This window comes from Pseudonocardia ailaonensis (genome assembly GCF_039531635.1).
Lineage (GTDB): Bacteria > Actinomycetota > Actinomycetes > Mycobacteriales > Pseudonocardiaceae > Pseudonocardia > Pseudonocardia ailaonensis.
Genome location: NZ_BAAAQK010000005.1, coordinates 266198 through 292039, shown reverse-complemented (window position 1 = coordinate 292039; position 25842 = coordinate 266198). Strand labels below are relative to the sequence as shown.

Sequence of the window (25842 nt, the reverse complement as noted above, 5' to 3'; positions counted from 1 at the left end):
ATGACCTAGCCCCGGATACTCCTCAAGCGGGTGATCACGGACGACTTGTCCCTCGGCCACACCGCAGTCGGCGGCGACACGCTGCAGCTCTGCCGGGTCGAGCACGTCAGCCGGCTCCGTGGGCGGCGAGGGCGGCGTCGAGCGCGCTACGCCGACGCTGCTGACCCGCAAGGTCCTGGAGCTGCCCGACATCTGCCCGCGGCAACAGCGCGGCGATCGCCTCCGGGACCATGCCCGGGACACCGCCGAGTCCGGGTCGGGCGATCAGGTCCAGGACCGTCTGCTCGATCGTGGTCACCCACCCCTGCCCGAGTTCCGTCCGGTGCCGCTGGACGTCGAGACGAGCCACGTCGCGACGGACGAACAGCACGTCGGCGTCACGGTCGGAGAGCCGGAGCGTCCGCCGGTGCCGCTGCACGGCGACGACGGCGACGCCGAGTGCCCTGGGGATCGCGCCGTGAACCCGCGCAGCACTCACACCCATCAGAGCGCTCTCCGCGACATGCCCTCCGGTCCCTGCCACGCCGAGCGCCACGGCCTCCAACGACGGTCGCCAGCTCGCGCCCACCCGGTCGTCGGGCACCGCCGCGTACAACCCCGCTGCGAGCCTGTGCAGAACCCCGGCACGCTCCAGACGTGCGAACTCGGCACGAGGATTGCTGTACACGTGGTCCGCGTCGACCGGCCGCAGCACTCGACCGTGCTGCAGCAGCTCGGGTGGAACCCGCGCGGCGACGTGAGCGGCCATCGCTGTCACCTCCGTAGTCCAAAAGGCTACATTCGTGCCAGTCTTGCCGCCAGCAATGGCCGTACTGGATCGCAAAGCGCCATGGCGACATGAGAGAGGTCAGGCCGCTCGGCCGCCGAGCCACGCCGGGTCCGAGCGGATGCCCGCTCTCCGGGCGATGTCCACGCCGTAGGTCGCGCTCGCCTCACGGAGGCTGGCGCCCGGGACCGACAGCGAGGAGCGTGTCCCCATGGACTACCTGGTCCGTGTCAACGACACCACGCTCCTTCGGCCCGGCTTCTCGACCTTCCTCGACCTCCCCGACCTCCTCACCGCGATCTGGCCGGTCGCCCGGACCTGGACCTGGTCCATGCAGCGGATGCCGGAGACGTCTCTCCCCGAGGGCTCGGCCTTCGGTTCCCTCGCCGAGATCGAGGCCCGGATGGAGGGCCCGCGGGGGTGGGTGATGTCCTTCGAGGAGCTCTACGACTTCAGCCGCCAGGTGGGGCAGATCGTGTGGGGCGAGTTCCTCGCCGCCGAGCGACCCGACCAGCTCCCCCGCCCCGAGGACGACGACGTCCACGTGGCCGAGCACGCCTTCGCCGGGCTGTGCGCCTTCGACAGCTCCTTCTGGTACGTCGGCGGCCCGGCCCGCATGATCCAGCAGATCGAGGCCCGTTTCGACGACGTCGAGCACGTCGGCCAGGGGCACTGGGCCCGCGCGGACCGCTGACCGCTCAGCCCACGAGCCCGTTCTCGTACGCAAAGATCACCGCGTGGACCCTGTCCCGCAGCTCCAGTTTGGACAGCACCCGCCCCACGTGCGTCTTCACCGTCGCCTCGCTCAGGAACAGGGCGGCGGCGATCTCGGGATTGCTCAGCCCCCGCCCGATCGCGACGAGCACCTCCCGCTCCCGCGGTGTCAGCACCGCGGCCGGGTCGGCGGCCCCGACAGGGAGCTTGGCGCCGAACATGTCCAGCATCAGGCGGGTGATCCGCGGGGAGATCGCGGCCTCGCCCTCCGCGAGCGCGCGGACCGCAGCGACCAGCTCCTCGGCCTTAGTGTCCTTCAGCAGGAACCCGCTGGCGCCGGCGCGCAGCGCGCCGAAGGCGTACTCGTCCAGGTCGAAGGTCGTGAGCACCAACACCTTGGTCTCCGGCAGCGAGGCGGTGATGGCGGCGGTGGCGGCGAGGCCGTCCGTGCCCGGCATCCGCACGTCCATCAGGACCACGTCGGGGCGGGTCCGGCGGGCCAGCTCGACCGCCTCGGCCCCGTTCTCGGCCTCGCCGACGACCTCGACGTCCGCCTGCCCGTCGAGCACCATCCGGAACCCGAACCGGACGAGCTGCTGGTCGTCCGCGATCGCGACCCGGATCACCGGTCGCTCCCGGCCGGGAGCGACGCGGAGACCCGCCACCCACGGGCCCGGGGCCCGGAGCGGAACTCCCCACCGAGTGCGGCGACGCGCTCGGTGAGACCGAGCAGGCCCCGCCCGGCCCCGACGGACGGCGCGTCCGCAGGCCCACGCCCGTCGTCCTCCACCGTGACGACGATCGGGTCCGCCTCGGCGTCGACCGTCACCGTGACGGCGGTGGGGGTGCGCGCGTAGCGCATGCTGTTCGTCAACGCCTCCTGGACCACGCGGTAGATCGTCAGCTGCAGGGCCGGGTCCCCCGGAGCGGTGCCGCGGACCTGCGCGGTGACCGGTAGGCCCAGGTCGGCGAACTGCCGCACCAGGGCGGGCAGCTCGGCCAGCGAGGGCTGCGGGGCCAGGCTCGCCCGTTCGTCCCCACCGAGGACGCCGAGCATGCGGCGCATGTCCGTGAGCGCCGTGCGTCCCGTGTCGGCGACCTGGCCCATCGCCATCGTCGCCCGCTCCGGGGAGGTGGCCGCCGCGACCGCGGCGCCCTCGGCCAGCGCGACCATGACCGTCAACGAGTGGGACACGACGTCGTGCATCTCCCGGGCGATCCGGGCCCGCTCCCCCGCCGCGGCGAGCAGCGCCTGCTGGTCGCGCTCGCGGGCCAGTTGGTGCGCGCGGTCGACCAGCGCGGACAGGTACCGCCGCCGGTTCCCGACGTTGGTGCCCACCAGCGTCGCCACCAGCAGTGCGAGCGTGATCGGGACGACCTCGAGCAGCAGGCCCGGGTACTGCGTGACGAGCGGGGTGTGGCGGTCGCTGAGCAGCGCCGCCGCGCACGCGAGTGCCACGGTCACCCCGGTGGCCCACCAGACCGCGGGGCCGGGCCGGCGGACCGGGATGATGTACACGGCGAACACGGCCGCCGCGAGCACGAACGCGCTCGGGGCCCAGGCCCAGGCGACGACGCCGACCCACGAGGCGCCGAGCGTGACGAACGGGCGGGTGCGGTGGAACAGCACCCCGGCCGTCGCGACCAGCACGAACGGCAGGCCCCAGAGGAACCGCGGATCGCCCCAGTCCGCGCCGTCCGGGCCGGCCGCCCCGTCGAAGCAGGTCGAGCCGATCAGGAGCACGAGCACGACGTCCGTGATCCGCGGATGCCTCGCCCAGAACCGCCGGATCACCCCCGGTGCCCGGGGCAGCCGTAGATCCCCTCCGTCCACCGCGACGGAGGGGACCTGCGTGGCTGTCCGCCTGATCACACTGCGCTCACACGTCGCGACGCTTCACCAGAACGCCGGCCAGGACAAGCACCACCGCGTCCCAGATGCCCAGGTAGCCGAGCGCGGCCCAGCGGCCGAGCCCCTCACCGGTGCCGTCGCCCATGACCCGGGTGCCGAGCGACTGCGGCAGGTACTCGCCGACGGTCTGGATCCAGGCGGCATCCGTGAGCCCCCCGAGCAGGGTGACGACGACCGGGACGACCAGCAGCAGCCCCAGCGCCGTGGCCAGCGCACCGGCCGTGTTGCGCAGGATCGCGCCGAGCCCGAACGCCAGCAGCGCGATCGTCGTCAGGTACAGGGCCGCGCCGACCAGCGGCACCACCAGCGCCTGGGAGAGCTCCACCGCCGGCGAGCCCGAGATCGCCCACGACACCACGGCCGCGATCGCCACCGAGACCAGGCCGACCACGAACGTCGTCAGCGCGAGCACGGCGCCCTTGGCTGCCAGGACCCCGGTCCGCCGGGGCACCGCGCTGAACGTGGACCGGATCTGCCCGGTGCCGTACTCCCCGGTCACGATCAGCGACCCGACGACGGCCACGACGAGCACCGTGATCATGGTGCCCGCGGTCGCGCTGCCCACCAGTGAGCCCTGGCCTGCCGGCTGATCGCTCACCGCGGCGACGACGGCGCCGACGCCGACCGTGAACAGCACGATCATGGCGTAGCACCAGAGCGTCGACCGGACGCTGCGCAGCTTGATCCACTCCGAGCGCAGGATCCCCGCGGCCGACAGCCGGGGAGCGGTGGTGACGAGATCGGGAACGGGGGCGAGGGCAGGGGCGGTCATCGGGTCAGCTCCGCGTGGTATTCGACGTCGTCGCGGGTCAGCTGCAGGTAGGCCTGCTCCAGGCTGGCGGTGAGCGGGGTCAGCTCGTACAGCACGATCCCGGCCTCCGCGGCGGCCTCCCCGACCTGCCGGGCGGACACCCCGGTCACCGTCAGGGCGCCGTCGGGGGCCTGCTCGACCGTCACGTCCGGCACGGCCAGCACGTTCACGAGCCCCTGGGGGTCCGCGCTGCGGACGAGCACCCGGTTCCCGGCGCCGGCCAGCAGCTCGGCGATCGGGGCGTCGGCGAGGACCCGGCCGCGGCCGAGCACGATCAGGTGGTCCGCGGTCTGGGCCATCTCGCTCATCAGGTGGCTCGAGAGGAACACCGTGCGGCCCTCCGCGGCGAGCGCGCGGGAGAGCCGGCGGACCCACAGCACGCCTTCGGGATCCAGGCCGTTGACCGGCTCGTCGAGGATCAGCGTCTGCGGGTCGCCCAGCAGGGCCGCCGCGATCCCCAGCCGCTGCCCCATCCCCAGCGAGAAGCCCCCGACGCGCTTGCGCGCCACGCTCTCCAGCCCGGTCATGGCGATGACGTCGAGTACGCGAGACCTCCCGATCCCGTGCGTCGCGCCCAGCGCCAGCAGGTGGTGGTAGGCGCTGCGTCCGGTGTGGATCGCCTTCGCCTCCAGCAGCGCGCCGACCTGCCGCAGCGGATCACGATGCGCCGCATACGGTTTGCCGTTCACGGTGACCGATCCGGACGTCGGGGCGTCGAGCCCCATGATCATCCGCATGGTCGTCGACTTGCCGGCCCCGTTGGGCCCGAGGAACCCGGTCACCATGCCGGGCAGCACGGTGAACGACACCTCGTCCACCGCCAGTTTCGGCCCGTAGCGCTTGCTCAGGCCCGTCAGCTCGATCATGGCACCTACGCTAGGGGCGCCGGACGGTCCACCGCGTCGGTCCGCGAGCCCATTCCCCGGACGTGCGGGTCATACCCAGGTATGACCCGGGTGCGCGACACTCGTGTCGTGCAGCAACGGCTCGGCTCCGCCAGGACCGCGGACGGCACCGCCGTGTCCTACGCCGTCGCCGGCACCGGCCGCCCGCTCGTGTACGTCATGGGCTGGCTGAGCCATCTGGAGCTGAGCTGGGAGCTCGCCGCCGAGCGGCGGTTCTACGAGGCGCTGACGCAGGGCCGCCGGCTGGTCCGCTACGACCGCGCCGGGTGCGGGCTGTCCCCGGCCGTGGCGCGGCCCGCGTCGCTGGAGTTCGAGCTCGAGCAGCTGGCGGCGGTCGCCGGGACCCTCGACGGGCCGTTCGACCTGATGGGCACCTCGATGGGTGCCCCGGTCGCGGTCGCGTGGGCGGCCGAGCACCCGGACACCGTGCGCCGCCTGGTGCTCTACGGCGGCTGGGCGCGCGGCGACGACCTGTCCGCACCGGCCGTACGCGAGCACGTGCTCGGGCTGATCGAGTCCCACTGGGGCCTCGGGTCCGACGTCCTGACCGACATCTTCGCCCCCGACGCCGACCGCGCCACCCGCGCACAGACCGCCCGCTACCAGCGCGAATGCTCCACCGCCGCGACCGCGCGGGAGCTGCTCGCGCTGAGCTACGCGCTCGACGTCACCGACGCCCTGCCCCGGGTGCGGACGCCCACGCTGGTGGTGCACCGCGCCGGGGACCGCGCCGCGCCCGTCGCCCAGGCCGAGGCGCTCTCCGCCGGCATCGACGGTGCCGAGCTGGTGGTCCTGCCCGGCCGTTCCCACCTCCCGTACGCGGGTGAGCGCGACGAGCTGGTGGCCGCGATCCGCCGCTTCCTCGGCCTGCCGGTCACCCGGCGCCGCCCGGACGAGCTGACGCCGCGGCAGCGGGAGGTCGCGGAGCTGGTGAGCCGGGGCTGCACGAACCGCGAGATCGCCACGCGGCTGGGGATCGACGAGCGCTCCGCCGAAGGCCACGTCGAACGGATCCGGCTGCGTCTCGGCTTCCGGTCCCGCGCGCAGGTCGCCGCCTGGTTCAGCGCCCGCCACGAAGTGGGGTAGTTCCCCGCCTGACCGCGCCCGGGGCCCCGGCGCAGGGTGGACGGCGTGACCGACATCGATCTGACACCGGGATTCGTCGTGCACCGCGGGCGGGGCGCCTTCAACGCCGCGTTCTTCGGCGCGATGGGCCCGGTCCTCGAGCAGAGCCTGCGCCCCCACAAGCGGCGCGTGTTCGCCGACCTGCCCACCACCGTCGTCGAGCTCGGGGCCGGGGTGGGGGCCAACCTGCGCTACCTGTCCCCGGGATCGACGCTCGTCGCCGTCGAGCCCAACGTCCCGATGCACCGCCGGCTACAGGCCGCCGCGCACCGGCACGGCATCGATCTCGACCTCCGCGAGCGGGTCGCCGAGCACACCGGCCTGCCGGACCGCAGCGTCGACTGCGTGATCTCCTCGCTGGTGCTGTGCACGGTGGCCGATCCCGCCGCCGTGCTCGCCGAGGTCCGGCGCATCCTGCGGCCCGGCGGCACCTACCGGTTCGTGGAGCACGTCGCCGCGAAGGACGGCACCCCCACCCGGTGGGTGCAGCGCGTGCTGCGCCGGCCGTGGGCGTGGACCTTCGAGGGCTGCTCCTGCGAGCGGGACCTGGCCGTCGCGCTCCGGGCCGCCGGCTTCGACCACGTCGGGATCGACCCGTTCCGGCTGCACACCCCCTTCGTGCCCTTCAACACCCAGATCGCCGGCATCGCCCGTGCCTGACCAGGTGAACCCGTCCGTGCAGGTTGACAGCTCATTCGTCAATGCTAGGTTGACGGGCACCTGATGGGAGGTGCGCCATGTCGAAGAAGAAGAAGAAGGACAAGAAGGGCAAGAAAAAGAAGAAGTGACGCCCAGGGCGGGCCGGAACCCCGGCCCGCCCGGCCGCGGGGCACGGCCGGATCGGGCACATACCCGCACGGTGGCCCGCAGGGGTGCGGACGTCGTGGTGGCGACGACGCGGACCCCGGCCGCCACGCCCGCGGACCTCGAGGAGGTCGTCGCGCAGGGCCGCCCACGGGCGGTACCGCTGGAACCCGAGGACGCGGCGAACGCCGTGCTGTACCTGGGGTCCGAGCAGCGCCGGGTGCGATCGGGCGAGTCGATCACGCAGGCGAGCGGTCCGGGCCGGCGAGCACCGTCGCCGCCAGGGCCACGCGATGGTCCTTGGCCCACGGCGGGCCGAGTGCCGCTCGCGGTCCGTGGAGCACCTCGTGGGCGCGGTCCCCGAGGACCCGGGCCGCGGCGGCCTCCACGCTCTTGGCGTCGTAGAGGTGCACGGCCCAGCCGCGGGCGCGGGCGACGTCGTCGAGGATCGTGCGGTACATGACGGAGTCGGCGCGGGCCTCGTACGGCACGCGCCGCTGGGTGGCGAGGTCCTGCGGGAAGTCCGGGTCCCAGGCGCACAGCGAGAGGGACCGGATCGGGCCCAGGGCCGCCAGCTCCTCGAGGGCCGCCGCGGAGGCCCGGTGCACCGACGCCCGCACCTCGGCGAGCAGCTCGGCGAACGCCGCGTCCGGGAGGGACTTGCCCTCGTGATGGACGGGCGCGGCCGCCATCCCGGGCTCGACCAGCTCGATGCGGCGGCGGTCGACGACCCGGTGCTCCGCCGAGGCCGTGACCGCGACGGCCCAGCCGAGATGATGAGCGATACCCACGCGCACGCCGGCAGTCTGACATCCGGGTCCCGATGGCGGGAACCATCCACCCCGGGCAGGCTGGCAAGCCGTGCCGAGTCCCGAACGGACGCCCGACGGGCGATGGATCGTGGTGAACGGGAGGCGCTGGCGCGCAACCGATCCCGAGATCCCCGAGGAGATCCGCGACGAGCTGCAGCGACACCTCGGCCGGGCGCGCTCCGCCGTACGCACCTCCCGCGACGCCGGTGACGAGGAGGCGGTGAAGGCCGCGCGGCACCGGGTCGACGCCGCCAAGCGGGGGCTCGGGGAGCGCGGGGACCCGTGGTGGGAGCAGGACTCCGCCACCCGGGAGCGGCGCTGGCGCGCGGCGATCGAGGCCCTCGCGGAGCGCTGAGCTCCTCCACCCCACCGCTCCGCGCACGAACCGCTGCCATGCGGTCCCGGGCGGGAGGTGAGCGCTCAGCCCAGCAGCCCGCTGACGATCTTCCGGAGCGCGTCGGGGAGCGGATCGCCCGGCGCCGGATCCACCCGCAGCGCCGCGAGATGCGGATGGTTCCCCTGCGCCGCGACATGACCCACGTACCGCGCACTGCGCAGTGCGTCGACCGCGGAGGCCTCCGACCGCGAGGCGGCCGCGACCACCGCGGTGAGCATCGCGAGCGCCACCAGCTTGTCCGAGTCCGGCGCCGGATGATCGGCGAGCACCGCGAGGACGTGCTCGGTGGCGTCGATCCCGTGCGGTCCCGTGACGGGCCGGGTGAGCACGAGCTCGGCCAGCCAGGGATGCCGGCGATGGATCTCCCGCGCCTGCAGGCCGAAGGCGACCAGGTCCGCCTGCCAGTCGCCCGTCGGGGGGTCGAGGTCGTACTCGGCCGCCACCTCGTCCGCCATCAGGTCCAGCAGGTCGTCGCGGTCGAGGACGTAGCGGTACAGCGTGCCCGCGCCGGTGCCCAGCTCGCCGGCGACGTTGCGCATGGAGACTCCCGCGAGCCCGTCCCGGTCCGCCAGCCGGATCGCCGCCGTGGTGATCTCCGCGCGGCTGTGCCCGGCGGGCCGCCCCGTCGCGGCCTTCTCCGGCCGCATCCAGATCAGCTCCCGTTCCACGGGGACAGTGTCCCCCGACCGCCCGACGTCCCCCGATCGCCCGACGCCGTGTCGTCCGAGGAGGGCCCGTCAGGCCGACGGCGCCGGAGCCCGATCAGGACGACCGTGGGGTCATCGGGGAACGACCCCCGCACCACGAAACGGAGTCCGCCATGATCTCCCTGCCCCGCCCCACCACGACCCAGTGGAAGGCCCTCGCCCTGGTCGCCGGGGCCGGGATCGCCATCGTGCTCGCCTCGAGCGAGCACGTCGCCGTCGCCGTCGCGCTGGCCATGCTGGCCGCCATGGCCTTCCTCCCCGGCCAAGCGAGCCGCGTCCGGCCGGCGGCCCCACGGAACGGCAGCATCCCCGCCGACCGGGACCGCGAGCGTGTCGAGCAGGAGCTGCGCGCGCACGTCTGACGGGGAGCACGGGGAACGGGGCCGGTCCGCGAGGGACCGGCCCCGTCCGGCGTGGGCGTCGAGCCGCCAGAACGATCACCCAGTATTGCCACAAACTGGCAGGAGACTAACACGGGCAGCACCGGCGGGCGCCGAGCCGCGCCTCACCGTCGCCCGCGCCGGCAGCGTCACCGTCCGACACGAAAGACCCGGCGGACCGGTCCGCTCGGCCGGCCCGCCGGGCCCGCTCCCGTGCCCTGGGAGCATCGTCCGACACGGACGCCGCCAGGTCGTCCGCGCCGGGGGTCCGTTCAGCCGGCCATGTGGTTGTTGCCGGTGGCCAGCATGTGGCTCAGCGCGGCCTGCGTCGCCGCGTCCATCGTCCCGGTCTGTGGCAGGTGCGCGTCGCGCTGCAGGTAGGTGATCGCCTGCGTGGTCTGCGCGTTCATCTGCCCGGTGACGGGGCCCTCGTAGTAGTTGAGCTGCCCGAGCTCCTGCTGCAGCGTGCCGACCGGGATGGTCGGCCGGGCCGGCGGGACGACCGGGGCGACGGGGCGCGCGGGCGACACCGGCTGGGCGGTGCGGACGACGGGAGTGAGCCCGGCGTAGCCGTGCACGGTGTGGGCCGCCGCCGAGGCCGCGGGGATCGTGGGGGCCGCGGCCGGCGCTACGGGGCCCCCGCTCAGGCCGACGATCAGCCCGGTGGCGACCGCCGCGGCGGCGACGAGCCCGCCCAGCCCGATCACCACGGCCTTCCCGCGGCCGGACCGCGGGGCGGCGGGACCGGCGTGGGTCGCGCCCATGCCGTCGCCGAACCCGTAGGTCAGGCCGGCGGGGAGGTCGGCGTAGGCGGCGATGCCGTAGGGGTTCGCCGGCCGCCCGGTGCCGTACGTGCCGGCCGACCCCTGCGACGTCGCCGGGTACTGCGGCGCCGGGTGGTCCGCGGTCGGGTACTGCGCGGTCGGGATCTGCGCGGTCGGGATCTGCGCGGTCGGGTACTGCGGGGTGCCGTGATCGGTGGGGCGGCCCTCCGGGCCTTCCGGAGCGGTGGGGGCGGAGGTGGTGGTGCTCATGGCGGGCTCTCCTGGGATCCGGGGGCGTCCGGTGTGGTGCGCTCCGACCCCTCCGACACTGCTCCCCGCAGAGCCCCCGGACCGTCGGCCCGACGGCCGATGCACCGGACGATCCCGCTGTCCCCCAACCGGTGGACCCCGAGGAGCGTCCGACGGCCCGCGCCGACGATCCCTACCGGATCCCCTCCCAGAGCAGCCGCTCCGCCCGGTTCGGGTCCGGGACCGCCTCCACCTTCTCGACGATCAGCCCCGTGATCCGACGGTCCCGGTCGTAGGCGTCCCAGCCCGGGTCGCCGCGCGTGACGAACGCCGTCCACGCCCCGTGCGCCGCCTCCGTCACCGCCGGCGACGGGTCCGGGCCGACCAGCCGGCGCGCCGTCGGCGCCTCCGCCGTCCCGAACACGAACGGGATCTCCACCGCGTGGCAGGCACCGAGCCCGCCGTTGGCCTCGGGGCCGGGGTGGTCGAAGCGGTAGACCCAGGTCCGGCCGGTGCCGGTGTCGATGCGGGCCTCGGCGTAGCGCTGCGCCGGCACCCCGAAGAACCAGTCGCTGACGAGTGCGGCGAGCACGTCGCCGTGGCTCGCGCCGGGCCGGGCCTCCCGGTAGGCCGCCACACCCTCGGGCCCCAGCCCGTAGGCCGCGGCCCCGCCGACCAGGGTCGGCTCGTCGACATGGTCGATCGCGCCGGGGGCGACCAGGAAGAGCCGGGCCTCGTCGCGGTTCCAGCCGGTCAGCATGTCGACGGGCGCGGTCCGGCCCGCGCGGGCCGCGGCCAGCGGGTCCTCCGGCAGCACTGTGCCGTCGACGACCGGGGCGAACGGCAGCAGGCTCAGCGCGAGGCTGCCCCACTTCTGCGGGTCCGGTGCGGTCTGCACCTCCACCACCAGGTCCGACGCCGCCTTCACCAGCTGCGCCAACGGCACCCCGGCGATCGCCTCCCGGGTCGGCTCCACGCCGAGCGACTCGGCGAGCAGCCGCCCGACCTTGAGCCCGAGCTCCGGGGTGAGCGTGTGCGCCCACGCCCCGGACTGGGTGATCGCCCGGGCGAACAGGCCGCGGGCCGAGGGCATGGCCGTCAGGGTGGTGACGCTCATGGCGCCCGCGGACTCGCCGGCCACCGTGACCCGCGCGGGATCGCCACCGAATGCGGAGATGTTGTCCCGCACCCATTCCAGCGCCGCGACCTGGTCCTGGAGCCCCAGGTTGGCGACCCCGTCGTTCAGGTGGAGGAAGCCCTCCGCGGCCAGCCGGTAGTTGACCGTCACGCACACCACGCCGTCGCGGGCGAACGCCGCTCCGTCGTACTCCGCGACCGAGTTCGAGCCGTTCATGAACGAGCCGCCGTGGATCCACACCAGGACCGGCAGCCCGCCCGCGCCGGGATCGGGCGTCCACACGTTGACGTTGAGGCAGTCCTCGCCCGGGATCACGACCTCGGGCAGCAGCGGCTGGTACTGGGGCGGGTAGTCGCCCTTGGGCACGGTCGGGCCCATGCTCCCGGCGTCGCGCACGCCCGCCCACGGCTCGACCGGCCGCGGCGGCGTCATCCGGTTCGCCCCGAACGGCGGTGCGGCGTAGGGGATGCCGAGGAACGCGGCGACCCCCTCGTGCCACCGCCCCTCGACGGCGCCGGCGGCGAGCGTGACCCGAGGGTTGTCCGGCATCCGTCGGCTCCTTTGCCACAGATCGGTGATCCCGCCGCACGCTGCCCGGCGCCGCTCCCGCTGTCAACGCCCCGGAGCGAGTACCTTTCGTCCTCCATGAGCGTCACCTTCCGCCGGCTGACCGCCGCCGACCTCCCACTCCTGCGCAGCTGGCTGCAGGAGCCGCACGTCGCGCGCTGGTGGAACCACGAGACGTCGCCCGAGGCGGTGGAGCGGGACTTCGGGCCCGCGGCCCGCGGCGAGGAACCGTCGGAGGACCTGGTGGTGACGGTCGACGGCGACGACATCGGGCTGGTGCAGCGGTTCCGGCTGCACGACTACCCCGAGTACGTCGCCGAGCTCACCCCCCACGTCCCCGTGCCCGTCGAGGCGGTGTCGCTGGACTACCTGATCGGCGATCCCGCGCGGATCGGCCACGGGCTCGGCCCGGTGGTGCTGCGCGAGGCCGTCGAGGACACCTGGAAGAACTATCCGCAAGCACAGGAGATCCTGATCCCGGTGGTCGCCGGGAACCAGCGGTCGTGGCGGTCGTTGGAGAAGGCCGGGGCGGACCGGATCGCCAGCTGTCACATGGAGCCGGACAACCCGATCGATCCGCCGCTGCACCACGTCTACCGCTTCGCGCGCGCCACCTGGTGAAAGAACGGAACCTTCGCTCACCTCCGCGGGGCGAACGGCACCCTCGCTCACATCTGGTGGGCGGCGGTGCCGTTCGCTCAGGTGTCAGCGGGCCGCCGGGACGCCCAGTTCGGCGTGCACGCTGCCGGCCACCTCGCTGACCCGGGCGCCGAGGCCGTTCAGGACGCCGAGCGCGGCGACGTTCCCCGCCGCCGTCTCGGCGACGACCGGGCCCTCCGCCATGTCGACGAGCGCGCGGGCGGCCGCCCGGGCGATCCCGCGGCCCCGGGCCTGCCGGGCGACCCAGATCCCGACCTCCACCGCGTCCTCGACCGGTTCCAGACGGGCGCCACCCACGACCGCCCCGTCCGCGACGATGGCGAAGGTCTGCTCGGTCGGGTCCGCGGCGCCGAGGGAGCGGCTGCGGTGGAAGGTGAGGAAGGCGGCCCGCCGGGCCTCCGTCCATCCCGGACGGCCTTCGACCGGCGGCATCACGTCGTCCGGCTCGGCGCCGGCCACAGCGGCGTCGAGCAGGGCGACGAGCAGCGGCTCGTCCAGGGGGCGGAGTTCGACGGACATCGCCGCCGAGGGTGGCCCCCACGGGCGCCCGGGTCCAGCGAATTGCTCAGCGACTCGCCGCGATCACTCCGTCGAGCACACCGCGGAGCTTCTCGAGCTCCTCGATCGGCATGCCGAGGCGCTCGACGACGGCCGGCGGGATGCGCTCGGCCTGCTCCCGCAGCGCCCGGCCCTCCGCGGTGAGCGACACCGCGAGCGTCCGCTCGTTGCCGGGTACCCGCCGTCGGTCGACGTAGCCGGCGGCCTCCAGGCGTTTGAGCAGCGGCGACAGCGTGCCGGGATCGAGCGCGAGCACCCGGGAGAGCTCGGTGACCGAGCGCGGCTCCTGCTCCCAGAGCGCGAGCATCACCAGGTACTGCGGGTGCGTGAGGCCCATCGGCTCGAGCAGCGGGCGGTACAGCGCGATGACTTTCCGGGCCGCGACCGCCAGCGCGAAACAGACCTGTCGGTCGAGGCGGAGGAGATCCTCGTCGCTTCCCTGGCGCGTCGGCACCCTCGCAGCCTACATTGTTTGTGCACCAAGAGTTGGGGTGAGAAGAATGACGGAGATCCGTCGGCCGGGGCCACTGCGCTGGCTCGCCTATGCCTTCGGCGCGGGCCTGCCGGCCCGCAACCGGGACTGGGTGCTCCACGACGTCACCTGCCGGACCTGGGCCCTGCGCCACTTCGGCCGGGCCGCCGTGCAGCTCGCGCCCTTCGCCGTGGCCCTGTACGTGGTGATCCCGGGCGAGTCCTGGGTGCGCGCCATGGCGGTCATCGGCGGCCTGCTGATCGGCTTCTTCTACTCGTTCGCGTACCTGAACGAGTCCGCCGAGCACCGGGCGATGAAGGCCGGCTGGCCCCAGGGCCACGCCGCCCTGGTCCGGAGCGAGGCCACGGCGGACGACCGCTCCGCCGCCCAGGCCCGCTACGACGAACGCTGGCGCTGACCCGTCCCGAACCCCCGCGAGTCGGCAGTTTCGGGAGGCCGAGTCGCACATCTGCGACGTCGTGAGCGTGTGACTCGGCCTCCGAAAAGTGCCGACTCGCGGGGGTGGGGGCGTCGGGCGGCAGACTGGGCGGGTGGATCTCGCCGCCGCGGTGCTCGAGCGCGCCCCGGGGCCCGGTGGGTGCCGGCTCGTGGCCGTCGACGGGTTCTCCGGATCGGGGAAGTCCGCGCTGGCCGGGGAGCTGGGACGGGCTCTCGACGCCCCCGTGATCTCGGTCGAGGAGCTCTATCCGGGCTGGTCGGGGCTGACGGCGTCGATCCCGCTGGCGCTGGAGTGGATCGGCGCCCCGCTGTTCCGGGGCGAGCCCGCCCGCTGGTGGCCCTGGGACTGGCCCCGGGAGGAGCGCTCCCCGCACCCGCGGACCCAGGCCGTCGTCCCGGTCGTCGTGCTGGAGGGGTGTGGGTCCGGGGCGGCTGCGCTGCGGCCGGTGATCAGCACCCTGATCTGGGCGGACTGCCCGCCCGGGGAGCGGGAGCGGCGGCTGCGCGCCCGACCGGACTGGCCGGGGTACGCCCCGCACCGCGCCGCCTTCGCCCACGACGAAGCGGCGCACTTCGCGGTGGATCGCACCGCGGAGCACGCCGACCTCGTCGTGGACACCCTCAGGACACCGCCACCCTGATCACCAGCGGGCCTCGGCCCCTCACCGCCCGCTGGTGATCGGAGGAGGCGTCCCGGTCGATCTCGACGGCCGCCTGCGCCCGGGCCCCCCGCCCGTCCGCCGCGACCTCCCCCGGTCGAGATCGACCGGCCGAACCTGCCCCCGACCGTGGGCTCCCCCGCCGTCACGGTCGCCCCCGCCGGGGCCGATCCCCGGGACCGGATGTCCGGTCCCGGAGATCACGGCATGGCGCGTCGCAGGAGCAGGTACCCGACCGCCGCGGCGACGGCGGCGAGGATCGCCGGGTAGCCCGCGAACAGTGCCAGCGGCGACGTGTCCGCGAAGAAGCGCCCGACGGCCGGCCAGGCGTTCTGCCAGGTGATCAGGATCGCCGCGAGGCCGCCGAGCACCAGGCCCAGGAGTCCGACGGTCCACATCCCGATCTGCCCGAACCGCTTGAAGACGGTGCCGCCGACCACGCTCAGGAAGCTGAACAGCAGGAACGGCACCGTGTAGACGAGCCACTGGGTGAACCAGTTGCCGGTGACCAGGAAGGGCACCGAGAAGAAGTGCATCTGCTGGCCCCACCCGTTCGTCGCCTCCTCCACCGCCAGGAAGAGGGTCATCAGCAGCCCCTGGACCGCGGACTGGACGACGATGAAGCCGGCGTTGCCCAGGAAGAAGTCCCGTCTGGTGACCGAGAGCCCCAGGGCGAACGGGAAGATCTGCGTCATCGTCACCAGGTGCGTGACCAGCGTGAAGATGTAGATCGTGATGATCGCGCCGGTGATCTTCGGGCTCCCGTCGTTCGGGACGAGCGCGAAGATCACGAGGTTGACGACGAACGAGAGCGCCAGGACGCCCCACGGCATGATCATCTGGACGGGGACGTTCAGGGTCTGGATCCGGGCCACCTGCAGCGGCCGCGGGAGGCGCCGGGCGGGCGCGACTGCGGTGGTCATCGTGCTGCCACCTTCCGGTTCTCGTGCAGCTCGGACGTGGCCTGCTGCGTGGTGCGGACAACGAGCTGCTGCAACGACACCGGCTCGAACTCGAGCCCCTCGCTGCGCAGCGACGGCACCGGCTCGGCACCCTGGAGCGTCACCCGCAGGAAGCCCCCCAGCTCCTCGCGGTGCAGCTCGGTGTAGCCCTCGGCCCCCCGGTCGATGTAGGCCTTGACCGCCGCCGTCGGGCCGGTGACCGTCACGGCCTGGCCGCGGAGCACGTCCGCGTCCTCGTCGATCAGGATCCGGCCCCGGTCGATCACCACGACGTGCTCGATGAGGTCGCTGACCTCGTCGATCAGGTGCGTGGACAGCACGATCGTGCGCGGGTTCTCGGCGTAGTCGGCGAGCAGCCGGTCGTAGAACAGCTGCCGGGCGACGGCGTCGAGTCCCAGGTAGGGCTCGTCGAAGAAGGTCAGCGGCGCCCGCGAGGCGAGGCCGATGATCACCCCGACCGCGGACAGCTGGCCGCGGGAGAGCTTCTTGATCGTCTGCTTGAGCCGCAGCTGGAAGTCCTCGACCAGCGAGGCCGCGAACCCGGCGTCCCAGTTCGGGAACAGCAGCGCGGCCGCGGCCAGCGCGTCGCGGACCCGGAAGGCGTCCGGGTACTTCTGCGCCTCGCGGATGAAGCAGACCTTGCCGAGCACCTCCGCGTTCTCGTACGGGTGCTCGCCGAAGACCTCGACCGTTCCCGAGGTCTCGAAGTTCTGCGCCGTCAGGATCTGCATGACGGTGGTCTTGCCGGCGCCGTTGCGGCCCAGCAGACCGTGGATGGTGTTCTCGCGGAGCTCGAGGCTCACGTCGTCCAGCGCGAGGAAGCTGCCGTAGCGCTTCGTCACCCCGCGCATCTTCACCGTGGTCATTCGTCGTCCCCCCAGACGTCGATCATCTTCTTGACGTGCTCGGCTTCCATCCCGAGCTTGCGGGCCTCCGCCAGGAGCGGGGCGATGAACTGCTTCGCGAACTCCTCGCGGCGCCGCTCCAGCAGCTGCGTGCGCGCCCCGGTACTGACGAACATCCCGATCCCCCTCCGCTTGTAGAGCACCCCGTCGGCGACGAGCTGGTTCACCCCCTTGGCCGCCGTCGCCGGGTTGATCCGGTGGAACGCGGCCAGCTCGTTGGTCGACGGGACCTGGCCCTCCTCCGGCAGCGAGCCGTCGATGATCGAGCTCTCGATCTGCTCGGCGATCTGGAGGAAGAGGGGCCTCCCGTCGTCCATCACGGCGACCGCCCCGCCCTGTCCCAGTCCGTTGGTTCGTTACTCATGTAGGTAACCATCGGACCAGCAGGGTGGTGATGTCAAGGGGGAATCCCGAAAAAGGCCTTCGACCTGTGGGAACTCAGCCTCGGCGGGCGACGGTGGAGCTCACCGCAGTGGCCACGACGGCCAGTACGAGGGCCACCAGGACCGGCACGAGCAGGGAACCCGGGTGCCCGCCGGCCTCGATCGCGCTCACCGAGGAGCCCACCGGCGGCAGCCACGGCTGCACCGCCGTGGCGATGACGACGACGAGTGCGATCAGCAGGGACCACCCGATCCGCTGCACGAGGGGCCGGGCACAGAGGAATCCCACCGCGGTGCCGGTCAGACCGGCGGCGAGATGGGCCAGCAGCGCTCCGACGAGGACGCCCGGGGGCACGGTGTAGTGCGTCGCGACCAGGGGCCAGGCGACGGAGAGCAGCGTGAGCAGCAGGTCCCCGGCGACCGCGACGAGCAGAGTGCCCGCGGCGACCGGCCCGGGCCCGCCGGCGGCGGCGACCGTGACGCTGCGCTGCACGGGATCCTCGGTGTTCGCGAGGGTGAGCGCGAGCCAGGCGGAGACGGGGTAGAGCGCGAGGATCGAGGCGGCCCAGGGCGTGGGCAGCGGGCCGGGGTCCCCACCGAACAGCACCGCCAGCACCGCGATCTGCAGGACGACGGGGATGATCACCCGCTGGGAGCGCCAGGCGTCGGAGAGCAGGTAGCGGGCCACGGCGACCGCGGTCATCGCACCGACTCCACGGACCCGCCGCGCTGCAACGCCGCCAGCAACAGACCATCCACATCGGACCCGGCAACGTCCAGCACGAGCCGGTGCCCGTCGACCCGCCCGACCACACCGAGCGCAGCAGCGAGCCCGGCGGGATCCGCGCACCGCAGCACCACGACCCGCACGGCGGGAATCGGCGCCGTCTCGGCTGAGCGAACGGCACTCTCGCTCCTACCTGGTGAGCGAGCGGCACGTTCACCGGCGCCAGCGGAAGCGCCGGCAGCTCCGGCCTCCGGTGAGCGAGCGGCACTCTCGCTCACACCTAGTGAGCGAGAGTGCCGTTCGCTCACCACGCCGGACTCGAGTGCGAGGTGGCGGGCGCCGGGGATGCGGGCGGCGCGGCCGGTGTGGTCCGTGACCAGCAGCGCCGCGTCCACCCCGGTCAGGAGCTCGACGAGCACCTCGGCGGCGTCGACGTCGAGGCCCGCCCACGGCTCGTCGAGCACGACCAGGCCCGCACCGCAGCCGAGCGCCTGCGCGAGACCGACCTTCTGGGCGTTGCCCTTCGACAGCCGCGCCATCGGCTCGCCGCGCCGACCCGTGAACCCGAGGGTCTCCAGGAGCCCCGTGTCCACCCCGACGCCGCGGATCTGCGCGAGATGGCGCAGGTAGACATCCGCGGGCATGCGGAGCTGGGCCGGAAAACGGTCCGGCAGGTACCCGACGACCCGCGGCCGACCGAGCACCCGTCCGGAGGTCGGTGCGGAGCAGCCGGCGAGGATCCGCAGCAGCGTCGACTTGCCGGAGCCGTTGGCCCCGGCGAGCACCACGGGTGCGCCCGGTTCGAGAGCGAGGTCCACCCCGGCGAGTACCGGCGGTCCGTGCCGGTACCGCTTGTGCAGCCCCTCCGCCCGAAGCACTAGTCCGGGAGCGAGAACTGCACCCGGCTGATCGACTCGAAGATCGGCGCGAAGTACTCGGCGCGGATCCGGTTGTGCTCGGGGTCCGTGTCGTAGGCCTTGTAGGCCTCGGCATCGTCCAGGTCCACGACCAGCGAGAACGAGGCGTTACCCTCCTTCAGGCCGAGGTCGCGGCCACCGGTCAGCCGCAGCGTCACGCCCTCGACGCGCAGCCCGCGCATGGCCTCCACGGCGGCGTCGACCTGCTCGTCGGTGACGCCGTCCTTGGCGCGCCCCACCACCACGTTGCGGATCATGTGACCTCCCGGAGTCGTGGGCTCCAGGCTGTCACATGCGGCCGAGGGCCCCGCGCACGCACTCCCCCAGCTCGGCCAGCCCGAACGGCTTCGGGAGGAACCGGTCGGCACCCGCCGCGGCGGCCGCGGCACGGGTGTCCGGATCGTCCCGCCCGGTCACGACGACCACCGGCACGGTCTCCCCGCGCCCGCGCAGCTCCCGGGTCAGCCCGAGGCCGTCGAGCTGTGGCATCTCCAGGTCCGTGACGACGAGGTCCGGCCGGACCGCGGGATGGGCGGCGAGCGCGGCGCGCCCGTTCTCGACCGCGGTCACGTCCATTCCGGCGGCCTGCAGCGCGTCCGTGAGCAGGCGGCGCAGCGACGGCGCGTCCTCGGCGAGCAGCACCCGTGGGCGGGCCCGGACCGGTCGGTCGAGCAGGTCGGTGGCGGTCGTGGTCATGGCGGCTCCTTCTCGTCGCCCTCCACGGTCCGCCCCGTACCTGAGACGCACCTGGCACCCGCCTGTGGTGGGGCTGGCACCACCTCCGCTCCCCCGGGCGGCCCCGCCCACGGACACCGGCTGACCGGGCTGTTCCGGGCCCCGCGAACCGAGAGGCTCGGGTGGGACCGAGGGGGGATCGAGATGGCCGTCATCGAGCGGGTGCGGGAGCGGGCGGGGACACCGCCGGGCCGGGACACCGTGCTGGACCTGGTGCGCAGCGGCGCCATCGCGCTGGTCGTCGTGCAGCACTGGCTGATGCCGGTCGTGCTGTGGAACGGCAGCGAGGTGAGCTTCGGCAATGCGCTCGCCGCCCCGGGCGCCTGGGTGTGGACGTGGATCGGGCAGGTCATGCCGCTCGTGTTCTTCGCCGCCGGCGCGGCGGGGGCGATCTCGTTGCGGCGCAGGCCCGAACCGCGGGCCTGGCTCGCCGCGCGGGTGCAGCGGCTGGTCCTCCCGGTGTTCGCGCTGATCGCGGTGTGGGTACCGCTGCCGGCGTTGCTGGTGGCCCTCGGACTGCCCGCCCAGCCCGTCGACGTCGCTGCGGCCGCGGTCCCGCAGCTGCTCTGGTTCCTCGTGGTCCAGCTGATCCTGGTGGCGCTGACCCCGCTCATGACCGCGGCGCACGCCCGCTTCGGCCTCGCGGTGCTCGTGCCGCTGGTGCTGGCCGCCGCGGCGGTCGACGGCCTGCGCTTCGCGGGGGTGCCGATGGTCGGCTACCTCAACGCGCTGTTCGTGTGGGTCGCGGTGCACCAGCTCGGGATCGCCTACGCCCACGGCACCTTCGCCCGTCTCACGGGGATGCGCGCCGGGCTCGTCGCACTGGCCGGCCTGCTCGCGACGGGTGCGCTGGTCACCTTCGGCCCCTACCCGGCCAGCATGATCGGGATGCCCGGCGCGCCCGTCTCCAACCTGAGCCCGCCGACGCTGTGCCTGGTCACGCTCGCGGTGTTCCAGCTCGGCGCCCTCCTCGCACTGCGTCCGCTGCTGGTGCGGGCCGCGGCGGCGCCGCGGGTCGCCCGGGCGGTCGCGGTGCTGGCCCCGCGGACGATGACGGTCTTCCTGTGGCACATGACCGCGCTGGTCGCGGGCCTGGGTGTGCTCACGTTGCTGCTCGGCAGCGAGACGCCGGACCCGTGGGGCCCGCTCTGGCTGGCCGGGGCGCCCCTGTGGGTGGCCGCGCTCTTCGCCGTCCTCGTCGGCCTGGTTCGGCTCTTCGGGAACCTGGAGACGCGCTCGACCGCCAAGCCCGAAGCCCCGCCCGCGCCGCTGCTGGCGATCGGCATGGTGCTCTGCGCCGGCGGCATGCTCGGCCTGGCCGCCCGCGGCTTCGACGCCTCGCTGCTCGAGCCGCTCGCCTGGTCCGCCGCGGTGGTGCTGGGCTACGCGCTGGTCACAGGTCGGCTCGGCGCGAGGCGATCAGCTCGGCGATCTGTGCGAGCTTGACGTTGAGGCCCTGCGAGGTCTTGCGCAGCACGTCGAAGGCCTCGGCCGCGGAGATCCCCCGCCGCTCCATGAGGATCCCCTTGGCCTGGCCGATCACGTCCCGGCTGCGCAGGGCCTCGCGCAGCTGCGCGGTCTGCAGCTCGGCCGCGGCGAAGGACTGGGTCGCGGCCAGCGCGGTGGAGGCATGGGCGGCCAGCACCAGCGCGATGTCGCGGTCCGCTCCGTCGAGCGAGCCGGCCTCCAGCGAGTAGAGGTTGAGCGCCCCCAACCTCGGGGTGTCGGAGACCGGGAAGAGCCCGACGGCGAGCAGCCCGCGGGCCCCGAACTCGGCGGCGGCCGGGCCGTAGCGCGGGAAGTCCACGGAGTTCGCCAGGTCCGGTGCGTGCACCAGGCCGAGCCCCTCCTTGCGGGTGGCGGCCACACAAGGGCCCTCGTCGAGGCGGTACTGCAGCTCGTCGAGGCGGGTGGCCATCGCGTCCGTCTCGACGGGGGTGTGGAACCGCCCGTCCGGGTCCCGCATGGTCACGCTCACCATGTCGGCGCCGGGGACGACCGCCCGGGCCGCGTCGACGACCAGCTGCAGGACCTCGCCGACCGTCGCGGCCCGGAAGAGCTGCTCGGACAGCACGAGGAACTCCTTGGCCAGCGGGCCGGCGTCGCCGTCGACACCCCCCTCGGCGCCCGCCGCGACGAACAGCTCGCGATCCTGCGCCCACTCCCGTTCGGTCGTCACCGCCGCCTCCTCCTGGCTCCGGCGAGGATCCTCGCCTGCGCGAGCACCCGACGGCAAACCGATCACGGACGGAGCCGGTGCCGCCCGGCTCCGGCGCCCGCCACGGAGGCCCGCCGCCGCAGCCGCCGCACCACGAGCCACGCGACGCCCAGCACGGCGATCACCAGCATCGCCGTCGACACGGGCGCCAGGTACCCCTCGACGCGCTCCCAGTTCTCCCCGAGCATCCAGCCCAGGCCGAGGAACACGCCGTTCCACACCGCGCTGCCCAGGGCCGTGAGCAGCGTGAACCGCCACAACGGCATCCGTGCCAGCCCCGCCGGAACGGACACCACGCTCCGGATCAGCGGCACGCAACGGGCGAGCAGGACGATCGCCGAGCCGTGCCGCTCGAACAGCCGGAGCCCCCGGTCGAGGTCCTTGCGGCTGCACAGGATGAACCAACGCCGGCCCGCCAGCCGGTGGAGCCGCTCGTAGCCCAGCCAGGCGCCGAGCCCGTAGAGCACGAGGGCGCCGAGCACCGAACCGGCCGTCGCGGCGGGCCAGACCCAGATGGCGTCGACCGCGCCGGTCCGGGCCCGGAACCCGGCGAGCGGCAGGATCACCTCGGACGGGATCGGCGGGACCACGTTCTCGAGGAAGATCAGGAACCCCACCCCGGCGGCTCCGAGACGGTCGACGATCGAGAACACCCAGTCGGCCACCCCGCCACGATGCCCGATTTGTCTGATAAGAACCTAAGAGGCCTCGTGAGTGGCGATAGTCGTCATAGCGACTATCGCCACTCACGGCTGCTCAGGCCGCGGCTCGCTTCCGCAGCGACTCCGGGACCTCGAAGCGCACGCCGTACTTCTGCGTGAACTCGTCGGCCCGCTTCACGAAGCCGGCGACGCCGCCCTCGTAGCCCTCGACGTACTGCACGACACCGCCGGTCCAGGCCGGGAAGCCGATGCCGAAGATCGAGCCGATGTTGGCGTCCGGGATCGTCTCCAGCACACCCTCGTCGAAGCAGCGCTGCGTCTCGATGGCCTCGATGAACAGCATCCGCTCGGACAGCTCGTGCAGGTCGACGTCGTGATTGGTCGCGTCGAACGTCGAGCGCAGGTCCTTCCACAGCCCCACGCGCCGGCCGTCCTCGTAGGAGTAGAAGCCGGCTCCGGACGACTTCCCCTTGCGCCCCAGGTCGACCAGCGTGTCCACGATGGCGTCCGCGGGGTGCGCCACCCACGCGTCGCCCGCCGCCGCCTGCGACTCCTTGCGGATCTTCTGCGGCAGCGTGAGCGTGAGCTCGTCCATCAGCTGCAGGACGGGCGCGGGGTACCCGGCCTGCGACGACGCCTGCTCGATCGTCTGCGGGTCGATGCCCTCGGCGAGCATCGCGATGCCCTCGTTGAGGAAGGTCCCGATCACCCGCGAGGTGAAGAAGCCTCTGCTGTCGTTGACGACGATCGGCGTCTTGCGGATGCCCAGGGTCACGTCGAACGCCTTGGCCAGCGTGGCGTCGGAGGTCCGCTCGCCCTTGATGATCTCGACGAGCGGCATCTTGTCGACGGGCGAGAAGAAGTGCAGCCCGACGAAGTCGCCCGGCCGGTCGATGCCCGCCGCCAGCTCGGTGATCGGCAGCGTGGAGGTGTTCGAGCAGAGAAGCGCGTCGGGCTCGATGACCTTCATGGCCTCGCGGAACACCTCCTGCTTGAGCTCCACCGACTCGAACACGGCCTCGATCACGATGTCGCAGCCCGCGAGGTCGTTGTAGTCCGCGGTGGGGGTGATCTTCTCGAGCAGGGCCTCACCCTTCTCCAGGGTCACCTTGCCGCGCTTCACACCCTTCGCGACGATGCCCTCGGAGTAGGCCTTGCCCTTCTCCGCGGCCTCGAGCGAGACGTCCTTGAGCACGACCTCCCAGCCGGCCTGCGCGCAGACGTAGGCGATGCCCGCGCCCATCATCCCGGCGCCGAGCACCGCGACCTTGTGCGGCACGTACTTCTCGTAGCCGTCCGGGCGCGACTTGCCACCGTTGATCGCCTGCAGGTCGAAGAAGAACGCCTTGGTCATGTTCTTCGAGACCTGCCCGACGACGAGGTCCACGAAGTAGCGGCCCTCGATCACCAGCGCGGTGTCGAAGTCGACCTGCGCGCCCTCGACGGCCGCCGACAGGATGTTCCGCGGCGCCGGCATGGGCGCGCCCTTGAGCTGCTTGCGCAGGTTGGCCGGGAAGGCGGGCAGGAACGCGGCGAGCTTCGGGTTGGACGGCGCGCCGCCCGGGATCTTGTAGCCGGGCTTGTCCCAGGGCTGTGCGGCGTCCGGGTTGGCGGCGATCCAGGCCTTGGCGTTGGCGATCGCCTCGTCCTTCGACGTGACCAACTCGTCGACGATCCCCAGCTCCAGGGCCTTGTCCGGCTTGTGCCGCTGGCCCTGTGCCAGGACGTTCATGAAGCCGCTCATGATCCCGAGCATCCGGGTGATGCGGGTGACGCCGCCGCCACCGGGCAGCAGCCCGAGGGTGACCTCCGGGAGCCCGTAGACGACGCCGCGGGCGTCGATCCCGATCCGGTGGTGCGTGGCGAGGCCGATCTCCAGGCCACCTCCGAGCGCGGTGCCGGTCATGGCCGCGACGACGGGCCGGCCCAGCTTCTCCAGCCGGCGGAGCTGCCCCTTGATCTCGGTGACGCTCTCGACGAGCGCCGGGGCGTCCTCGCGGCGCGCGGCGATCAGGTCGTCGAGGTTCCCGCCGGCGAAGAATGTCTTCTTGGCCGACGTGATGATCACGCCGGTGATGTCGTCCTTCGCCGCCTCGAGCTCGGTGACGACCTCACCCATGGCCTGCGTGTAGGCCGCGTTCATGGTGTTGGCACCGGCGTTCGGGTCGTCGAGGGTCACGATCGCGACGCCGTCGGAGTCCTTCTCCCAGCGGACAGCCTTCTGTGTCATGTCTCCCTCAGACCCGCTCGATGATGGTCGCGATGCCCATGCCGCCGCCGACGCACAGCGTGGCCAGGCCCCGCTGCAGGTCCCGGCGCTCCAGCTCGTCGAGCAGGGTGCCGACGATCATGGCCCCGGTCGCGCCGAGCGGGTGCCCCATGGCGATGGCCCCGCCGTTGACGTTGGTCTTGTCGGCCGAGATCCCCATGTCCCGCATGAAGCGCAGGGCCACGGCGGCGAACGCCTCGTTGATCTCGAACAGGTCGATGTCGTCGACCGTGAGCCCGGCCTTGGCCAGCGCCTTGCGGCTGGCGGGTGCGGGACCGGTCAGCATGATCGTGGGGTCCGCGCCGGAGAGCGCGGTGGCGACGATCCGGGCGCGCGGCGTGATACCCGCGGCCTTGCCCGCCGCCTCGGTGCCGATCAGGGTGAGCGCCGCGCCGTCGACGATCCCGGAGCTGTTCCCGGCGTGGTGCACGTGGTCGATCTTCTCGACCCAGTGGTAGCGCTGCAGCGCCACGGCGTCGAACCCGCCGTCCTGGCCCATCATCTCGAAGGACGGCTTGAGCCCGGCCAGGCTGTCCAGGGTGGCGCCCGCGCGAACGTGCTCGTCGCGGTCCAGGATCGTCATCCCGTTGCGGTCCTTGACCGGGACGACCGAGCGGGCGAAGTAGCCGTTGGCCCAGGCCTTGGCGGCGCGGGTCTGCGACTCCACCGCGAAGGTGTCGACGTCCGTGCGCGAGAAGCCCTCGAGGGTCGCGATCAGGTCGGCGCCGATGCCCTGCGGCACGAAGCCCGTCTCGTAGCTGGTGTCCGGGTCCATCGCCCAGGCGCCGCCGTCGGATCCCATGGGGACGCGGCTCATGGCCTCGACGCCGCCGGCGAGGACCATCTCCTCCATGCCGGAGCGGATCTTCTGCGCCGCGGTGTTCACGGCCTCGAGGCCGGACGCGCAGAAGCGGTTGAGCTGCACGCCGGCGACGGTGTACGGGAGGCCGGCGGCGATGGCCGCGGTCTTGGCGATGTCGCCGCCCTGGTCGCCGATCGGCGAGACGACGCCGAGGACGACGTCGTCGATCGTGTTCGGGTCGAGCTCGGGGAAGCGGGCCCTGATCTCGTCGATCAGACCGACGACCAGGGAGACCGGCTTGACGGAGTGGAGGGACCCGGAGGCCTTGCCCCGACCACGTGGTGTGCGGATGGCGTCGTAGATGTACGCCTCGGGGATGTCGCTCATGCGAACCCTCTCGTGG

31 protein-coding genes are annotated in these 25842 nt (G+C 73.1%); 9 read left to right on the top strand and 22 right to left on the bottom strand.

Going from position 1 to position 25842, the window contains the following annotated elements:
- Positions 1-106: 106 nt before the first annotated feature.
- Entirely contained in the window at positions 107-748 is a 642-nt protein-coding gene (locus tag ABD324_RS10080; protein WP_344414857.1) for a type IV toxin-antitoxin system AbiEi family antitoxin domain-containing protein, read from the bottom strand.
- Between the two features lie 229 nt (positions 749-977).
- Here ABD324_RS10080 and ABD324_RS10075 point away from each other — a divergent pair, with 229 nt between their 5' ends.
- On the top strand, positions 978-1460 hold the full coding sequence (locus ABD324_RS10075; RefSeq protein ID WP_344414855.1) for a hypothetical protein: 483 nt from the start codon (positions 978-980) through the stop codon (positions 1458-1460).
- A gap of 4 nt (positions 1461-1464) precedes the next feature.
- On the opposite strand, the gene ABD324_RS10070 is transcribed toward ABD324_RS10075, so the two are convergent.
- Genes ABD324_RS10070 through ABD324_RS10055 form a run of 4 tightly spaced genes read right to left on the bottom strand, consistent with a single transcriptional unit; the run spans position 1465 to position 5069 of the window.
- Positions 1465-2106, bottom strand: a complete 642-nt coding sequence (locus ABD324_RS10070; protein ID WP_344414853.1) for a response regulator — start codon at positions 2104-2106, stop codon at positions 1465-1467.
- The gene (locus tag ABD324_RS10065; RefSeq protein WP_344414851.1) at positions 2103-3314 is read right to left on the bottom strand and encodes a sensor histidine kinase; all 1212 of its coding nucleotides are present in this window, start codon (positions 3312-3314) and stop codon (positions 2103-2105) included. The genes ABD324_RS10070 and ABD324_RS10065 overlap by 4 nt, the downstream gene beginning before the upstream one ends.
- A 46-nt stretch (positions 3315-3360) precedes the next feature.
- Positions 3361-4164, bottom strand: coding sequence for an ABC transporter permease (locus tag ABD324_RS10060; RefSeq protein WP_344414849.1), 804 nt, complete (start codon positions 4162-4164; stop codon positions 3361-3363).
- Positions 4161-5069, bottom strand: a complete 909-nt coding sequence (locus tag ABD324_RS10055) for an ABC transporter ATP-binding protein (protein ID WP_344414847.1) — start codon at positions 5067-5069, stop codon at positions 4161-4163. The genes ABD324_RS10060 and ABD324_RS10055 overlap by 4 nt, the downstream gene beginning before the upstream one ends.
- Before the next feature lie 90 nt (positions 5070-5159).
- Between ABD324_RS10055 and ABD324_RS10050 the strand changes: the two genes are divergently transcribed.
- Both ABD324_RS10050 and ABD324_RS10045 read left to right on the top strand, forming a co-directional pair.
- Positions 5160-6194: an alpha/beta fold hydrolase gene (locus ABD324_RS10050; RefSeq protein ID WP_344414845.1), complete on the top strand. Its 1035-nt coding sequence runs from the start codon at positions 5160-5162 to the stop codon at positions 6192-6194.
- Between the two features lie 45 nt (positions 6195-6239).
- Complete coding sequence (locus tag ABD324_RS10045; protein ID WP_344414843.1) at positions 6240-6893, top strand: class I SAM-dependent methyltransferase; 654 nt, start codon at positions 6240-6242, stop codon at positions 6891-6893.
- A gap of 383 nt (positions 6894-7276) precedes the next feature.
- On the opposite strand, the gene ABD324_RS10040 is transcribed toward ABD324_RS10045, so the two are convergent.
- A complete protein-coding gene (locus ABD324_RS10040) occupies positions 7277-7834 on the bottom strand; it encodes a hypothetical protein (protein ID WP_344414841.1) in 558 nt (185 codons plus the stop codon).
- A gap of 64 nt (positions 7835-7898) precedes the next feature.
- Between ABD324_RS10040 and ABD324_RS10035 the strand changes: the two genes are divergently transcribed.
- Positions 7899-8204: a hypothetical protein gene (locus ABD324_RS10035; RefSeq protein ID WP_344414839.1), complete on the top strand. Its 306-nt coding sequence runs from the start codon at positions 7899-7901 to the stop codon at positions 8202-8204.
- Between the two features lie 65 nt (positions 8205-8269).
- On the opposite strand, the gene ABD324_RS10030 is transcribed toward ABD324_RS10035, so the two are convergent.
- The gene (locus ABD324_RS10030; protein ID WP_344414837.1) at positions 8270-8914 is read right to left on the bottom strand and encodes a TetR/AcrR family transcriptional regulator; all 645 of its coding nucleotides are present in this window, start codon (positions 8912-8914) and stop codon (positions 8270-8272) included.
- A gap of 152 nt (positions 8915-9066) precedes the next feature.
- On the opposite strand from ABD324_RS10030, the gene ABD324_RS10025 reads away from it, so the two are divergent.
- The gene (locus ABD324_RS10025; RefSeq protein ID WP_344414835.1) at positions 9067-9315 is read left to right on the top strand and encodes a hypothetical protein; all 249 of its coding nucleotides are present in this window, start codon (positions 9067-9069) and stop codon (positions 9313-9315) included.
- A 290-nt stretch (positions 9316-9605) separates the two neighbouring features.
- Here the strand turns inward: ABD324_RS10025 and ABD324_RS10020 are convergent, their stop codons facing one another.
- Together ABD324_RS10020 and ABD324_RS10015 are read right to left on the bottom strand one after the other, a co-directional pair.
- Complete coding sequence (locus tag ABD324_RS10020) at positions 9606-10367, bottom strand: peptidoglycan-binding domain-containing protein (protein ID WP_344414833.1); 762 nt, start codon at positions 10365-10367, stop codon at positions 9606-9608.
- A gap of 172 nt (positions 10368-10539) precedes the next feature.
- Entirely contained in the window at positions 10540-12033 is a 1494-nt protein-coding gene (locus ABD324_RS10015) for a carboxylesterase/lipase family protein (RefSeq protein ID WP_344414831.1), read from the bottom strand.
- Between the two features lie 96 nt (positions 12034-12129).
- Between ABD324_RS10015 and ABD324_RS10010 the strand changes: the two genes are divergently transcribed.
- Positions 12130-12672 (top strand): GNAT family N-acetyltransferase, encoded by a 543-nt coding sequence (locus ABD324_RS10010; RefSeq protein WP_344414829.1) that lies wholly within the window; start codon positions 12130-12132, stop codon positions 12670-12672.
- 84 nt (positions 12673-12756) lie between these two features.
- Here ABD324_RS10010 and ABD324_RS10005 read toward each other — a convergent pair whose 3' ends face one another.
- Together ABD324_RS10005 and ABD324_RS10000 are read right to left on the bottom strand one after the other, a co-directional pair.
- A complete protein-coding gene (locus tag ABD324_RS10005) occupies positions 12757-13230 on the bottom strand; it encodes a GNAT family N-acetyltransferase (RefSeq protein ID WP_344414827.1) in 474 nt (157 codons plus the stop codon).
- Positions 13231-13276: 46 nt separating this feature from the next.
- Positions 13277-13723, bottom strand: a complete 447-nt coding sequence (locus ABD324_RS10000) for a MarR family winged helix-turn-helix transcriptional regulator (protein WP_344414825.1) — start codon at positions 13721-13723, stop codon at positions 13277-13279.
- Between the two features lie 46 nt (positions 13724-13769).
- Between ABD324_RS10000 and ABD324_RS09995 the strand changes: the two genes are divergently transcribed.
- On the top strand, positions 13770-14159 hold the full coding sequence (locus ABD324_RS09995) for a DUF5313 family protein (RefSeq protein ID WP_344414823.1): 390 nt from the start codon (positions 13770-13772) through the stop codon (positions 14157-14159).
- Between the two features lie 133 nt (positions 14160-14292).
- The gene (locus tag ABD324_RS09990) at positions 14293-14841 is read left to right on the top strand and encodes a nucleoside/nucleotide kinase family protein (protein WP_344414821.1); all 549 of its coding nucleotides are present in this window, start codon (positions 14293-14295) and stop codon (positions 14839-14841) included.
- Between the two features lie 218 nt (positions 14842-15059).
- Here the strand turns inward: ABD324_RS09990 and ABD324_RS09985 are convergent, their stop codons facing one another.
- The 7 genes from ABD324_RS09985 to ABD324_RS09955 form a co-directional block, all read right to left on the bottom strand.
- Positions 15060-15782, bottom strand: coding sequence for a DUF4052 family protein (locus ABD324_RS09985; protein ID WP_344414819.1), 723 nt, complete (start codon positions 15780-15782; stop codon positions 15060-15062).
- Positions 15779-16687 (bottom strand): ATP-binding cassette domain-containing protein, encoded by a 909-nt coding sequence (locus tag ABD324_RS09980; RefSeq protein ID WP_344414817.1) that lies wholly within the window; start codon positions 16685-16687, stop codon positions 15779-15781. The genes ABD324_RS09985 and ABD324_RS09980 overlap by 4 nt, the downstream gene beginning before the upstream one ends.
- Positions 16684-17043: a GntR family transcriptional regulator gene (locus ABD324_RS09975; protein WP_344414815.1), complete on the bottom strand. Its 360-nt coding sequence runs from the start codon at positions 17041-17043 to the stop codon at positions 16684-16686. The genes ABD324_RS09980 and ABD324_RS09975 overlap by 4 nt, the downstream gene beginning before the upstream one ends.
- A 121-nt stretch (positions 17044-17164) precedes the next feature.
- Entirely contained in the window at positions 17165-17812 is a 648-nt protein-coding gene (locus ABD324_RS09970) for a hypothetical protein (RefSeq protein ID WP_344414812.1), read from the bottom strand.
- On the bottom strand, positions 17809-18654 hold the full coding sequence (locus tag ABD324_RS09965) for an ABC transporter ATP-binding protein (protein ID WP_344414810.1): 846 nt from the start codon (positions 18652-18654) through the stop codon (positions 17809-17811). The genes ABD324_RS09970 and ABD324_RS09965 overlap by 4 nt, the downstream gene beginning before the upstream one ends.
- Positions 18655-18713: 59 nt before the next feature.
- A complete protein-coding gene (locus tag ABD324_RS09960; protein WP_344414807.1) occupies positions 18714-19010 on the bottom strand; it encodes a Dabb family protein in 297 nt (98 codons plus the stop codon).
- 31 nt (positions 19011-19041) lie between these two features.
- Positions 19042-19449, bottom strand: coding sequence for a response regulator transcription factor (locus ABD324_RS09955; protein WP_344414805.1), 408 nt, complete (start codon positions 19447-19449; stop codon positions 19042-19044).
- A gap of 183 nt (positions 19450-19632) precedes the next feature.
- Between ABD324_RS09955 and ABD324_RS09950 the strand changes: the two genes are divergently transcribed.
- Positions 19633-20934: an acyltransferase family protein gene (locus ABD324_RS09950; RefSeq protein ID WP_344414803.1), complete on the top strand. Its 1302-nt coding sequence runs from the start codon at positions 19633-19635 to the stop codon at positions 20932-20934.
- On the opposite strand, the gene ABD324_RS09945 is transcribed toward ABD324_RS09950, so the two are convergent.
- From ABD324_RS09945 to ABD324_RS09930, 4 genes are all read right to left on the bottom strand, one after another.
- On the bottom strand, positions 20882-21667 hold the full coding sequence (locus tag ABD324_RS09945; RefSeq protein WP_344414801.1) for an ANTAR domain-containing protein: 786 nt from the start codon (positions 21665-21667) through the stop codon (positions 20882-20884). The two genes, ABD324_RS09950 and ABD324_RS09945, sit on opposite strands and share 53 nt — an antisense overlap.
- 62 nt (positions 21668-21729) lie before the next feature.
- Positions 21730-22371 (bottom strand): DedA family protein, encoded by a 642-nt coding sequence (locus tag ABD324_RS09940; RefSeq protein ID WP_344414799.1) that lies wholly within the window; start codon positions 22369-22371, stop codon positions 21730-21732.
- A 91-nt stretch (positions 22372-22462) separates the two neighbouring features.
- Positions 22463-24598 (bottom strand): 3-hydroxyacyl-CoA dehydrogenase NAD-binding domain-containing protein, encoded by a 2136-nt coding sequence (locus ABD324_RS09935; RefSeq protein ID WP_344414797.1) that lies wholly within the window; start codon positions 24596-24598, stop codon positions 22463-22465.
- Positions 24599-24605: 7 nt separating this feature from the next.
- Positions 24606-25826 (bottom strand): acetyl-CoA C-acetyltransferase, encoded by a 1221-nt coding sequence (locus tag ABD324_RS09930; RefSeq protein ID WP_344414795.1) that lies wholly within the window; start codon positions 25824-25826, stop codon positions 24606-24608.
- Positions 25827-25842: the final 16 nt, after the last annotated feature.